Source organism: Aquimonas sp. (genome assembly GCF_044377145.1).
GTDB lineage: Bacteria > Pseudomonadota > Gammaproteobacteria > Xanthomonadales > Xanthomonadaceae > Aquimonas.
This window is the reverse complement of the sequence record NZ_JBILJQ010000003.1, coordinates 49,485-61,992: the sequence shown is the minus strand read 5'-3', so window position 1 is coordinate 61,992 and position 12,508 is coordinate 49,485. Positions and strand designations below refer to the sequence as shown.

General features: G+C 65.3%; 13 protein-coding genes. 12 read left to right on the top strand and 1 reads right to left on the bottom strand.

Annotated features, from left to right (window positions below; genetic code table 11):
- Window positions 1-56: 56 nt before the first annotated feature.
- Window positions 57-908 carry a hypothetical protein gene (locus tag ACIQ7H_RS02000; RefSeq protein ID WP_395787849.1) on the bottom strand — a complete coding sequence of 284 codons (852 nt, stop codon included), beginning with the start codon at window positions 906-908 and terminating at the stop codon, window positions 57-59.
- Between the two features lie 81 nt (window positions 909-989).
- Between ACIQ7H_RS02000 and prmC the strand changes: the two genes are divergently transcribed.
- From prmC to ACIQ7H_RS01940, 12 genes are all read left to right on the top strand, one after another.
- Window positions 990-1,865: a peptide chain release factor N(5)-glutamine methyltransferase gene (gene prmC, locus ACIQ7H_RS01995; protein WP_395787847.1), complete on the top strand. Its 876-nt coding sequence runs from the start codon at window positions 990-992 to the stop codon at window positions 1,863-1,865.
- A 90-nt stretch (window positions 1,866-1,955) separates the two neighbouring features.
- Complete coding sequence (locus tag ACIQ7H_RS01990; protein ID WP_395787845.1) at window positions 1,956-2,372, top strand: organic hydroperoxide resistance protein; 417 nt, start codon at window positions 1,956-1,958, stop codon at window positions 2,370-2,372.
- A 306-nt stretch (window positions 2,373-2,678) separates the two neighbouring features.
- Complete coding sequence (locus tag ACIQ7H_RS01985; protein WP_395787843.1) at window positions 2,679-3,770, top strand: alkene reductase; 1,092 nt, start codon at window positions 2,679-2,681, stop codon at window positions 3,768-3,770.
- A 13-nt stretch (window positions 3,771-3,783) separates the two neighbouring features.
- A complete protein-coding gene (locus tag ACIQ7H_RS01980; protein WP_395787841.1) occupies window positions 3,784-4,263 on the top strand; it encodes a MarR family winged helix-turn-helix transcriptional regulator in 480 nt (159 codons plus the stop codon).
- Window positions 4,264-4,897: 634 nt separating this feature from the next.
- Entirely contained in the window at window positions 4,898-6,070 is a 1,173-nt protein-coding gene (locus tag ACIQ7H_RS01975) for an O-antigen ligase family protein (RefSeq protein WP_395787839.1), read from the top strand.
- Window positions 6,071-6,080: 10 nt separating this feature from the next.
- A complete protein-coding gene (locus ACIQ7H_RS01970; RefSeq protein WP_395787837.1) occupies window positions 6,081-6,965 on the top strand; it encodes a hypothetical protein in 885 nt (294 codons plus the stop codon).
- Between the two features lie 51 nt (window positions 6,966-7,016).
- Complete coding sequence (locus ACIQ7H_RS01965) at window positions 7,017-7,397, top strand: hypothetical protein (protein WP_395787835.1); 381 nt, start codon at window positions 7,017-7,019, stop codon at window positions 7,395-7,397.
- A complete protein-coding gene (locus tag ACIQ7H_RS01960; protein WP_395787833.1) occupies window positions 7,394-7,696 on the top strand; it encodes a hypothetical protein in 303 nt (100 codons plus the stop codon). Before ACIQ7H_RS01965 ends, ACIQ7H_RS01960 begins: the two co-directional genes overlap by 4 nt.
- Before the next feature lie 365 nt (window positions 7,697-8,061).
- Window positions 8,062-8,580, top strand: a complete 519-nt coding sequence (locus ACIQ7H_RS01955; protein ID WP_395787831.1) for a hypothetical protein — start codon at window positions 8,062-8,064, stop codon at window positions 8,578-8,580.
- Between the two features lie 331 nt (window positions 8,581-8,911).
- A complete protein-coding gene (locus ACIQ7H_RS01950; protein WP_395787997.1) occupies window positions 8,912-9,679 on the top strand; it encodes a HipA family kinase in 768 nt (255 codons plus the stop codon).
- Window positions 9,666-10,070: a DUF3037 domain-containing protein gene (locus tag ACIQ7H_RS01945; protein WP_395787829.1), complete on the top strand. Its 405-nt coding sequence runs from the start codon at window positions 9,666-9,668 to the stop codon at window positions 10,068-10,070. Before ACIQ7H_RS01950 ends, ACIQ7H_RS01945 begins: the two co-directional genes overlap by 14 nt.
- A 772-nt stretch (window positions 10,071-10,842) precedes the next feature.
- Window positions 10,843-12,495, top strand: a complete 1,653-nt coding sequence (locus ACIQ7H_RS01940; protein WP_395787827.1) for a Hint domain-containing protein — start codon at window positions 10,843-10,845, stop codon at window positions 12,493-12,495.
- Window positions 12,496-12,508: the final 13 nt, after the last annotated feature.

Here is a 12,508-nt window from a genome sequence, read left to right as displayed (position 1 = left end):
GCCAAACGCGCTGCCACGTGATCTGCGCAGGCGAGGCTGGCGCGATGGATCGAGTTCTACCGCCCGGGCGACGCAGGTTCGCGCCAGGCGCTGATCAGGCAGGCATGCATCATCGGCCCGCCCAGCGCAGCCACCAGCAAGCCGGCGGCCTGCACCAGCGCTTGCACCAGCTCGGCATCGAGATCCCAGCCGATCTGCCGCGCACTGGTCTGTACGGTGGCCGGCGCCAGCGCCAGCACCGAGGCCGCGCCCAGGTAGAGAGTGCTCGGGATCGACACGAACACCATCAGCCGCCACCACTGTCCACGCACTCGCGCGCGACTTCCGGCCAGCGTGGCCAGTGGATTGGCGCGGTCCAGTGCACTCGCATACGGGGCGAACATCAGCACGATCGGCAGCCAGCACAGCGGCACCGCCCACAGCGCGCTGCCCAGCATCGACAGGGCCAGCAGCACTGGCAAGGGCAGCCCTTGCAGGCCCAGCCAACCTGACCACAGCAATAAAGGCATCAAGGCCACTGCACCGAGCACGACACAGGCCAGCACCGTACCCACCAATCGCGGCAATCCCAGCAGTGCCCGCATCAGCGCATGCAGCGGCTGGGCTTTGCCGCCGCGGCCGACGGCATCGATGCAGATCGCCTGCGCCGAGTGCAGCCACAGTGCGAACAGCGCTGCAGCGGCCAACAACCACCAGGTGGCGCTGTGGGTCAGCGGTTCGATAAAGGCCAGCGCGCCGGCTTCGGGATCCTGCTGCAGGCTTTCCAGGCTGGGCAGGCGAATTGGATTCAGCAGACCGGGCAGCGCGCCGATCAGGGCCAAGGGCGCGGTGTAGGCAAGGCTGCGCCACCACAGCAGAAAGGACCGATCGAGCAGCGCGGGCAGGGCGTGGACAGGTGGCTGGGGCATCAGCGAATCATGCCCCAGCCAGCACGTGGATGGCGCCCGCGTCTGCCAAACTTCGGCTCCTGTTGGCCGGCCCGATTGCTCATGCCCGATGCTACGACCCGATTCGAACTCAGCGTTGGCAGCCGAGTGCGCGAGGCACTGCAGCGTGCGACTGTCGCGTTGACGGGCGAGGACGCCCGTCGAGAGGCCGAAGTGCTGCTCGCAGCAACGCTCGGCGTGGGCCGCGCCTGGCTGTTTGCACATGCGGATGACGGTCTCAGTGACGCGCAGATCGCGCAGTTCGGCGCGCACGTGAACCGGCGCGTCAGCGGAGAGCCGATCGCCTATGTGCTGGGCGAGCGCGAGTTCTACGGCCTGCGCCTGCAGGTCAGCCCGGCGACGTTGATCCCACGCGCTGACACCGAGACCCTGGTCGAACTGGCGCTGGCGCGTCTGCCGCGCCGAGCCGGCCTGCGCGTGCTCGATCTCGGCACCGGCAGCGGCGCGATCGCGCTGGCGATTGCGCATCAGCGGCCCGAGCTTGAGGTGATCGCCAGCGACGCCAGCAGGGCCGCGCTGGAGGTCGCCACGACCAATGCGGGAGCGCTCGGGCTGCAGCGGGTGCGCTTTGTCTGCGGTGACTGGTTCGAGCCGTTCGCGGACGCGCGTTTCGATATGGTGCTGAGCAATCCGCCCTACATCGAGAGCGCCGATGCACATCTGGATCAGGGCGACCTGCGCTTCGAGCCGCGCTCGGCGCTCGCCTCTGGCGCGGACGGGTTCGACGATCTGCGTCGCATTGTCGCCGCAGCACCAATGCATCTGAACCCCGGTGCTTGGCTGCTGTGCGAGCACGGCTGGCGACAGGGCGAGGGCATGCGCGATCTGCTGCAGGCGGCCGGCTTCGCCGAGGTGGCAACTTGGGTCGACCTCGAAGGCCGTGAGCGGGTCAGCGGTGGCCAGTGGCTGACGCTGTGAGCCGCTCACACCGGCTCGACAAAACAGTTCTTGCAATCTAATTGCACGCAATATAAATTCGCCACTCCAACCCGCAAGCAGGAGCAGGCCATGACCCCGATGTACACCGCACGTGCCACCGCCGTTGGCGGCCGCGAAGGCCGCGTCACCTCTGACGATGGCTTCATCGATCAGCAGCTGCAGTTGCCGACCGGCCTCGGCGGCAAAGGCGGCGCCACCAATCCCGAGCAGTTGTTCGCCGCCGGCTATGCGGCCTGTTTCGAGGGCGCCCTGCGCCTGGTCGCGCGCACTCGCGGCATCGCCATCAGCAGCGCCAAGATCGAAGCTGAAGTGGACATCGGCAAGGACGAGACCAGCTTCGGCCTGGCCGTGCGCCTGCACGCCATCGTCGGCGGCGTCGATGCAGCCACCGCCCAGGCACTGGCCGACGGCGCACACGAAGTCTGCCCGTACTCTAAAGCCACTCGCGGCAATATCCCGGTCGAAGTGAGCGCCAGCGCGGTCTGAGCCTGCGCGCGGAGCACGGGGCAGGGCATCAGTGCCTTCAGCGCCAGCGACCCAAGCCACCTCGGATCGACAAAACGCCACGCTCCAAAGCCCCTCTCCCGTGGGAGAGGGGTGGGCGAGAGGGTCCGCGCGGAGCGAGAGCCCCAGTTCAATCGAGACTCCGCTCCACCGATCAAGTCGCGTCATCAACCCAACCCGACCCGTTCGGCCGGGAGCCCAGACGCCCACATCAATCTCACTGAGAAGCGCCCAACCTGCGCCACGAATCGACGCCCGCGCACACCCCCCAGCCACGCCAAGGACAGCATGAGCACCTCAACCTCCCCCCTGTTTGCACCTTTCAAGCTCGGCTCCATCGAGCTCGCCAATCGCCTGATCATGGCGCCGCTGACCCGCAACCGCGCCGGCCCCGGCCGCGTGCCGACCGACCTCGCCATCGAGTACTACCGCCAGCGCGCCAGCGCCGGCCTGATCATCACCGAGGCGAGCCAGATCTCACCGATGGGGCAGGGCTATCTGGACACGCCGGGCATCTACTCCGACGCACAGATCGACGCCTGGAAGCGCGTCACCGCCGCAGTGCACGCCGAAGGCGGCAAAATCTTCCTGCAGCTGTGGCATGTGGGCCGCATCTCGCACACGTCCTTGCTGCCTGACGGCGCCGCACCGGTCGCACCTTCGGCGTTGACGGCGAAATCAAAGACCTTCACCACCGAAGGATTTGTCGATGTCTCATCCCCGCGCGCCATGACGCTGGACGACATCCGCAGCACCATCGCCGACTATGCCCAGGCCGCCCGAAATGCAATCACGGCCGGCTTCGACGGAGTCGAAGTGCACGCCGCCAACGGTTATCTGATCGACCAGTTTCTGCGCGACAGCAGCAATCAGCGCAGCGACGAGTACGGTGGCTCGATCGAAAACCGCACGCGCTTCTTGGCCGAAGTCACCGACGCCGTCGTGGCTGCCGTCGGCGCCGAGCGCGTCGGCGTGCGCCTGTCTCCTGTGGCGCCTTTCAATGACGTCGCCGACAGCCAGCCGCAGGCGCTTTTCGAGCGTGCCGTCGAGCGCATCGCCGCGCACCCGCTGGCCTATGTGCACGTGATCGAAGGCGCTACCGGCGGTGACCGCGATATCGACCCGAGCTTCGACTTCGCCGCACTGCGCGCCAAATTCAGCGGTGCGTGGATGGTCAACAACGGCTACGACCACGCCATGGCGGAATCGCGCTTGGCCGCCGGTGCTGCGGATCTGTTCTGCTTTGGCCGGCTGTTCATCAGCAACCCCGACCTGGTGCGCCGCCTGCGCGAAGGGCGCGCACTGAACCCGCTGGATGCCGCCACGCTTTACGGCGGCGGGGCCAAAGGCTATACCGACTACCCCTTCCTGCCCGACTGACCCTGCGCAGCCCATGCCCGCCGCCAAACCCAAGCCCGACACCACTGCCTGCGCGGCGGGCATCACCGACCCACTGCACCTGGATCAGCAGCTGTGTTTCGCGCTGTATGCGGCCAGCAACCGCATCCAGCGCCTGTACCGCCCGCTGTTGGATCAACTGGAACTGACCTACCCGCAGTACCTGGTGATGCTGGTGCTGTGGCAGCACGGCAAGCGCAGTGTGGGCGAACTCGGCCAGGCCCTGCATCTGGATTCCGGCACGCTGACGCCCTTGCTGAAACGCCTTGAAGCCGCCGGCCTCGTCGAACGCAAACGCTGCAGCGAGGACGAGCGCCGCGTCTTCGTCCGCGTGACTGCGCAAGGCCAGGACCTGCGCGAGCGCGCCGTGGGCATTCCGCACGGCGTCGCCTGCGCCACCACCTTGAACCCGGACAAGCTGGTGCGCTTGCGCGAAGAGGTGAAGCGCTTGCTCAAGGCTTTGGGGGAAGGGTGAGCCGCAACGTCAAGCCCGCTCCCAGCGGGGTTGCCGATGCGGCGGATCTTCTTGCGGCCATTCAGCGCGAGTTCCAGCGCGTCGAGCGGACCTGAGGGACGACTACATCGAGCAGAATCCCAACCCGATTCGCGTCGAGCTTTCGCAGGATTGGTTCGTCATCCTGCCCGCCTATATGAGCTCGTGCGTACGAAGCCCGCGCAGAAACCAGCTGCTGGTACTCGATCACACGATCGACGCTCTCGCGAACTTTGGCCGCTACGCAAAGGCTCAGCCGGTTGAGCTCAACTTCCGCTCACGCTGCAATTGTGAGCAGCGCGCCGTCATCGTCGCGTTTCTCCGTTGGTGCCATTCGGGCGCTTTGATCGTTCACGACGAGCAAGTTGCCCGGTCGCTCAGGCGCTGGGAGCGTAGCTAGCCGGCCAAGGGCGCCGGTTCGGAGCTCTCGGCAAGAGCTGCCCGCTTGCGCATTCTTTCGGCAGGGCATCCGGTGCGTTCGGGTGGAGCACATCGAAGCGCGCGACGCAGCAGTAGCCCATCGCCTGCCGCTGCGCGCGCACGGAGCTGCCCGCACTCTGGAACAATGCCCGCGCCGTCCGCAGCCGCGGGCTCTTCGGAACTGTCCCCAGCACACATGAGGCCCTCAGCCGTTCTCCACTGGCCCTGGGCCGCGCTCGGCTGGGGCAGTTTCATCGTGCTGCACGGGCATGCGGTGACGGTGACCTACGCGCTGCCTGCACTGCTGTGCGGCCTGGCGGTCGCCGGCCTTCTCGGTCAAGTGGACTTCTCTAGGCGGCCCAGCGCGCTTGAGTTCGGCATGCTCGGGTTCGGCCTGGCTTGGCTGATCGCCGCTACGTTCGCTCTGGACCCACAGCGCGCGTTGTCGCTGTCGGTGCCCGCCGCGATCGCGCTGCTGGGCGCACTGGTGCTACCGCGCGCGCACGCTCGCCACCCGGGTGAGGCCTTCGAGTCCACGGTGCTGGCGCTGACCGTGCTTGGCCTTGGCGCCTGTCTGCAGGTGCTGCTGGCCTTGCCCGCCGACCGCCCCGAGCAACTGGTCTACGCGGTCGCGTTGCCATGGCTGGTGGTGCCCAACGACCTCGCATGGATGGGCTGTCTGTGGCCGCTCTGGTGGCGCTGGTCGCGCGCCCGCAAGGAGTCAGACGGGTGGCGAGTCGGCAGCGTGCTCGCGCTCAGCCTATTGCTGGCTGCCGCCTTGATCGTCCTGCAGTCGCGCCTGGGTCTGCTGGTACTGGTGCTGGCAGTGTCGACAGAATTGAGCAGCCGGTCGCGGCAGCGGCGATTGGCGGTCGTTGGCGCTGGCGCTATCGCACTGGGCGTTTTGTTGCTTTCGGCATGGCTGGTGCCTGGCGTCTTCGAGAAGAGCATGGACAGTGCAGGCGCGCGGCTTCAGCTTTGGCAGGCAGCCTGGGGGCTGTTTGTCGAGCATCCCGGTCTGGGCGTGGGCCCGCATGGGTTTGTCACCGCCTACCCGGAGGCATTGGGCAGTGGCGGCCTCTTCCAGCAGGGCCTGATCGACCCCCGACTGACGCCCTGGCCCCACAGCTTGCCGCTGGAAATCCTCTGCTCCGGAGGGCTGTTGCTGGCGCTTGCCAGTGTGAAGCTCATAGCATTACTGAGTCGCGCGCCGCAGGGGAGCTTGCCTGCCGCTGTTTGGGGGTCTTTTGTGCTGGTCTGTCTGGTCGAAGCCAGCACGCTGCGACTGTGGTTCTGGTTCTGGTTCGTTTTGATTGCGCTGCCGCCAGTTTCGCGGCGCGCCTTCGTGCCTTTGCGTCTGACTGAGTGATGGGGATCAAATGCCGATTGATGTTGTTCGCGTGGTACTGCCACGTCTGATTTTTGCCGGCGCGCTGGCCGGGCTTGGCTTGATCGCAGTGAATGCACCTGCCTGGGCCGAGGTCCTCAAGCGGCAGGGGTACTACACGGATTTCCGTCTGACCCTGAACATCGCGCCGCAGACTGTCGCCGCGGGCGCGCTCACCCACCTGCGCTATGACGTCGAAAGCTTGGGCCCCGATGTGGCCGAGCACCCTGTGCTGATCCTGCGGGAGGACGCGGACATCCGACTGCTGGTCGACGGCCTGCCTCTGTGTCCGCGTACCGGCCCGCAGAGCGTCCGCTGCATTTTCTCGGCGCTGCTGCCAGGCCAAGCCATGACGAATCTGCACTTGCCGCTGAGCAGCCATCCGGATGCGCGCGGGCTGCGTGTGGTCTCCGGTTTCGTCAGCGCGGAAACCTCGCCGACCGGCGCCGGCCCCGGGCTGGATGTCGACGCCACTTGGTTACGGCTGATCGGCCAGCACAACACCGGAATGCGGTTGCTTGATCGGACCCCAACGCCACTACCCGATGGCTATCTGCGCTGGACCTTCGAGCTGGACAACGCTGGCCCCAGCAGTGTGATCGAGGGGTATCTGAGCGTGACGTCGAACAACAGTTACCGCGACAGGTGTCGCAGCTCCGGCGGCGCCGTTTGTCCTCAGCCTGACGGACGCGTCTACCTGCCTCCGGGCTCACGAATCGAGCTCGACATCGAGGTCGCGGGCGGTGCGCAGGACGCGAGCGGAATTTCCTTCTTTGCCGCCTTTTTCTCTCCCGAAGGCCAGCTGGTCGGCACCCGCCCGCAGTTTGTTTCGATGAGCTACTTGCCTTTGGTCTTCAGCGATGGGTTTGAGCCTTAGGGAGCGTAGGGCAGGGGCCTGCCAACCGCAAAGCCAGCCGTGATAGCAGGGGTGACGACGACGTTCTTCGCGCTGCTCGTGGCAGCTTGCGCCACTCAGCCTGTTCCCCTGACCACGCCGCAGATCCTCGTTGCAACTATCACCAACCCAGAGTTCACGGGTTGGTTCGTCGACTACTGCGATGACGGCCGATTGTCGAATGAGCTCCCCGCGTGCGTGCAGATCGGCGGCGAGGTATACCGAGTCGAAGCGCTCGAGCTCCGAACCGAAGGCGGCGATTCGGCAGCTCGCCGGCTGGTGATCGGCTTTCCGGCGCACGCGCTCGCGCCACACTTTCGGGCCAAAGTGCGCCTTGAACTGGTCGCGGCGCCAGCGGAATTCAGCGGTGCAACCGGCATTCACTACATTGCCCGGAGCTGGGAAATGCCATGAGCTTCGAAGTTACAGGCGTTCTCGATGCAGGCGGCAACGTTGACATCGGTGGCGCGATTCTTGTCGCCGCTGAGCCACGCAGTTGGCTTCGCCTGTCGATGCTGATTTCCGACGATGGTTTGCGTCTGGTCTGCACCTACCAGGTCGGCCCAGCTTTCCGGGTCAAGTTCTTCCAGCGCGGCAGCGGACTTCCGCAGTGGCGCGGCGAGTGGTGGACAGAAGCGCGCACCGGGTGCATCGCGGAAACGAATATCGAGGCAGATGGCTTGGCGCAGGAATACCTGCACGCGGCGCCATAGGTTATCGACGCCGCGCCGAAGGCCGCCTTCAGCGACTGCACACATCTAGATCCAGATCCAGATCGAGAACGAGGTGAGCCCTGCGGTTTGCCGCCGCGTGGTGGCTGAGCTTCTCCGTTCGGGCTAATGACGCCGAGCGCCGGCAGCAGAGAAGGATCATCGAGAGCGGTTGCTCGGCGAGATCGGGTGAGAGAAGGATTCGGGGAGTACGAAGGCTGGGCTCCCTGAGAGGGCTTTCTTTGATTTGACATAATATACATTATGCGCAATTGTTTCCTGGCCGCCGCAGGTTGCTCACCCATGGCTGCGCATGGGATTCGTCGCTGGCGCGTTGAACAACCGACTCATGCCCCCTTGGTACGGCAATGGTCTTGACGCTGTCGAGACAATCGGCCCGCGTCAGATCTTTCAGCAGATGGTTTGAAGGCGTAGCCCGATTGGCGCAGAAGGCGCTCCGACCTGGCCAGCAGGTCGTCACCGAAGCAAGGACGCCATTTCGATTCGACGAGGATGGCTTCGCACGTCAGGTTCAGACGCTTGAACTCCCACAGCTTCGTGAACCCGTCCGAAGGCTTGCCAGACTCCAAAATGCGCTTCACAGCGTCGGGCTCTTGCGCTTAGACTTCGCCGCCCCTGCCAGCAGAAACAATTCAATGGATTTCCGAAAACTAGAAGGTCTGTCGATCAAGCAACTTGAGGACCTCGAACAGGCCGTTCGCCACCGTCGCGAGCAGTTGATTTACCAGGACCGCAAGCGGGTTCGCGATCTGCTTGTTCAAGTTGCCGCCGATGAGGGCTTCTCGATCTACACCTTGTTCGACCTTCCGGCGCCGGGTGGCAAGTCCGCGTCACCGAGGAACGGCAGGTCCGCTTCCGGGGAGTGACCCCCTCATCCGGCATCGTTGACAGGGGCTCCGTCTGCCGAGCTGGATCCCTGCCCTTCGGTTTGCAGCAGTGCCGAGCGCAGGCCGAGCGGCATCAGGCGTGGCCCTGCATCAGGGCCTGAAGAACCAGCCGATGTGCGTGCCTTCGCTCATCGGCTACCGCCTCGGTAGCCGCGCTCCTCGTCGCGCGTGGGCGCCGCTCCACTCTTCGAGCGTCGCGCGCCGCACCGCGGCTTCCATGCCACCCGCAACTTCGCATCTCGAACTCCGGGCATCCATTTGCCCGCGACGCTCAGACCCGACCGATCACCGGTATTCTTGCGCGATGCTACTGCGCCGACTTGCCGCCACTCGCTATGTCACCCCTTTGCGAGAAGGCGGCTCGATGCCGGCTGTTGTCGAGGCCGAGGATCAGGGTCTGTATGTGCTCAAGTTCCGTGGCGCAGGCCAAGGCGCGAAGGCATTGGTGGCCGAGGCGATCGCCGGTGGCTTGGCGCGGGCGCTGAGCCTGCCGGCGCCGGAAATCGTGCTGATGGATCTCGATCCGGAACTCGCTCGGACCGAAGCCGACCCCGAAATCCAGGATCTGATTCGCGCCAGCGCCGGGCTCAACCTGGGCATGGACTATCTGCCGGGCGCGATCAACTTTGATCCGGTCGCCGAGCAACCCGATCCGGAGCTGTCCTCACGCATCGTCTGGTTCGATGCGTTCATCAGCAATCTCGACCGCACCGCACGCAATCCGAACATGTTGATCTGGCATCGCCGCCTGATCCTGATCGACCACGGGGCGGCGCTGTACTTCCACCACGGCTGGAACGGCGACACCTCGCAGGCGGACAAGCCATTCCCCTTGATTCGCGAGCATGTGCTGCTGCGCTGGGCCTCGCGCATCGCCGAGGTCGACGCGGACATGGCGCAGCGCCTGCAAGGCGACACTATTGCCGAAATCGTGGCTCAGGTTCCCGACGAGTGGCTGCAGGGCCCGGACGACTTCAGCACTCCCGACGCCCAGCGCGCTGCCTATGTGGAATACCTCAGCCGTCGGCTGGCGCAGCGCCAGGGCTTTGTCGATCAGGCGATCAATGCGCGCGCATGAAACCTACGACTACGCGGTGATTCGCGTGGTGCCGCGTGTGGAGCGCGGCGAGTTCATCAATGTCGGTGTGATCCTCTCCTGCGAACGCACTCGCTTTCTGGAAGCGCGAATCGAGGTGGACGAAGCCCGCCTGCGCGCACTTGACCCCGACGTCGACACGGACATGGTCTGCCGACACCTGGCGGCCATCACCGCAGTCTGCCGTGGCGGCGAAGCTGCTGCACCGATCGGCCTGCTGCCACTGCGCACTCGATTCCACTGGCTCACGGCCCAGCGCAGCGCGATCATCCAGACCTCGCCCGTGCACATGGGGCGCTGCACTGGGGATCTGGAAGCGACGCTCGCACACTTGATGGTGCAGATGGTTCGGCTGCCGAAGCAAAACAACTGAGCGACTGGGCGAAGGCTCCGAGAGCAGCCGCGGACAGACGAAGCGGACCCAGCCTGGTGTCGGTCTGCTGGCCGTGTCCCGCGAGCATTGGAGCTCCTACCGAGCCCTGCCGCCACCGTCGAACTGTTCGCGTTCTTCCAGCCGTCACCCCGCGATGGGCTCTCGCACATTGGACGTCGGCGCGCCTGCCAGCAGAAGCATCTCAATGGATCCCGGCGGTCTCAGCTCTGAAACGCAACCCCCTACGGAGCATAGTGGGCCAGGTGACGTAGCCTGAACGCCTCCGTTGCGCATGTTCAGAGGTCACCTGACCCAAGCGGAACGATATCGGGCGAACGCGTTGCGCGAACCCGCCATCATCCGCACCATCTACGACCCCACGGGGGCACAGGCGGCTTCGCGCCGCGCAATAGCGAAGACGTGCCGCTGCAGCCGCTAGACACCTAGCCTGTCGGAGCTGACAGGTTGACCGACCCTGACCCATGTCTGAGTCTGCGAGAGCGCCGCAGGCGGCTGCTGGCGCGCCAGAGGGAGTCTTCTCATGCGATCTTCAGCTTTCCCGCTTGTTTCCGCTGCGCTTGCGTTGGCCGTCATTCTTTCCGCCACCGCCTGCGAACGTCGCAAAAGTACGACAGAGGCCCCGCCCCCGGCCCGGGAGACCCCAACCTTGGAGGCTGAGGCCGAAACGGGGGTCAGACTGTCGGCGAGTGAACTGTCCGACCTGAGGTCCCTGCATGCAGAGATGGCCCCGCACGTGGCCAACCGGCTCTCCATGTCCAATCCGCTGCACTACCGAGCACTCATGGGCGCGTTGGAGCGCTCGGGCGAGAGCCCGGAAAAATCCCCCGAACTGTTCCGCCGCTTGCAGGCCGCGCACAAGCGGGGCGCCGCGGCGCTTGGCGGTGCCGCTCCGCCGAAGGCCGTCGCCGCCGTGACCGCGGACGACGACCCCACCGATCCGCAGGATCTCAACTTCATCGCCTCGCTGAGTGAGATCGAGAATTCCCAGTCCGACCATCAGGCCACGGCGCTGTCGTCGATCGTCGGGGGTACGCAGCAGACCTCCATTTCTCTGGAGCTGTACACGCTTTCGGACGGCCATGTTTACGCAAGCACATCGAAATCCCAATACGCGCAGGGGGTGAATTTCTCGCTGTCGGTTTCGGGCACGGAGGCGTCCGGCGACGGCACCACCCAGGCCATGGCCTATTTCATCTATACGCCCAACACTTCCAGAGCCGCGCTGGCCGGAGAGGCCGAGCCGCTGGTGCTGGCGGCAAGCTCCGCCCAGGCGTCCACCGTGAACACGGTCAATCCCACCGCCGCCTGCATGCTGAAGCCGAACTATTGCGTGCGCAGCGGTAACAACTGCGTCCCGGGCCAGTATCAGACCACCTGCACCAACGAGGTGGACAACAGGACTCCGATCAAGACCTGCTGGTTTCGAGGCAGCCAAGCCGAGTGCGACTACTGGAACTCTACCGCGCACCCGACGGATCTCGTCTTCCCGATGTCTGGCAGCGCCACCTTTCCCAATCAGGTGGTCACGCCCGCCAATCCTGCCGTAACCATCGCACTGCAGAATCCGACCAGCGGCGGGGGCTGCAACGTATTTTTCCAGAACAGCTCCGACCCGCAATACTGGTCGGCCAGCGGGGCCACGATCAGCTGGAACTTCCCGTCCGCCGCCTTCCCCAATACCCGCGACTGCATTGCCTACTATGACGGCACCACCGCCAATCTGTGGATGCAGGCCGCCGTGCCGCTGCAGGGAGGGGGCGGCGGACAGCCGCCCTACGGCTCGCTGAACTTCACCAGCGATCGCAGTCAGATCGGCATTCCGGGTATCTACATCATCCCGCAGATGTACATCATCCAAGGCTGCTACGCGGCCGGCACCGAGATCACGCTCGCCGACGGAACCACCGTCATGGCGGTAGAGGATTTCAGTGGCAACCAGGACGAATATGTCGTTGACGGAGACGGTCGACGCAGGCTGGTTGGCGGCACCACCGCTGGCAGCGAGCCCAAACCGATGATCCGTTTGAAGACCGATCAGGGCCACGACCTGCTGCTGACCGAAGGCCATCCGGTCATCAAAGCCGATGGCGAGCCGGTGAAGGCCAAGGCACTTACGGTCGGCCAGGCCGTCAGGACACTGAAAGGCCAAGCGACTCTGACCGAGGTCAGCCTGGAGACCTATGCGGGCCGGGTTCACAACTTGGTACTCGCACCGGTGGACCAGTCGAGTCACCTGCCCCCGGAAGAGGGCAGCACACTTTATGCCGGCGGCATCCTGACCGGCGACGGCCAGATGCAGAACTGGCTCGCCCGCCAGACCTTGCAGGTCCTGTCCTCCGATCCGGACGCGGTGCGAGAGCGCCTCGACGAAGCCTGGCTCCAGGATTTCGAAAACCACCAATAGGCGGCACGTCGGG

Coding starts and splice junctions, on each gene's coding strand:
- ACIQ7H_RS01945 (WP_395787829.1), top strand. CDS start 9,666: ATGCGCGCGCATGAAACCTACGACTACGCGGTGATTCGCGTGGTGCCG.
- ACIQ7H_RS01955 (WP_395787831.1), top strand. CDS start 8,062: ATGGTCTTGACGCTGTCGAGACAATCGGCCCGCGTCAGATCTTTCAGC.
- ACIQ7H_RS01980 (WP_395787841.1), top strand. CDS start 3,784: ATGCCCGCCGCCAAACCCAAGCCCGACACCACTGCCTGCGCGGCGGGC.
- ACIQ7H_RS02000 (WP_395787849.1), bottom strand. CDS start 908: ATGCCCCAGCCACCTGTCCACGCCCTGCCCGCGCTGCTCGATCGGTCC.
- ACIQ7H_RS01970 (WP_395787837.1), top strand. CDS start 6,081: ATGCCGATTGATGTTGTTCGCGTGGTACTGCCACGTCTGATTTTTGCC.
- ACIQ7H_RS01990 (WP_395787845.1), top strand. CDS start 1,956: ATGACCCCGATGTACACCGCACGTGCCACCGCCGTTGGCGGCCGCGAA.
- ACIQ7H_RS01985 (WP_395787843.1), top strand. CDS start 2,679: ATGAGCACCTCAACCTCCCCCCTGTTTGCACCTTTCAAGCTCGGCTCC.
- ACIQ7H_RS01940 (WP_395787827.1), top strand. CDS start 10,843: ATGTCCAATCCGCTGCACTACCGAGCACTCATGGGCGCGTTGGAGCGC.
- prmC (WP_395787847.1), top strand. CDS start 990: ATGCCCGATGCTACGACCCGATTCGAACTCAGCGTTGGCAGCCGAGTG.
- ACIQ7H_RS01960 (WP_395787833.1), top strand. CDS start 7,394: ATGAGCTTCGAAGTTACAGGCGTTCTCGATGCAGGCGGCAACGTTGAC.
- ACIQ7H_RS01975 (WP_395787839.1), top strand. CDS start 4,898: ATGAGGCCCTCAGCCGTTCTCCACTGGCCCTGGGCCGCGCTCGGCTGG.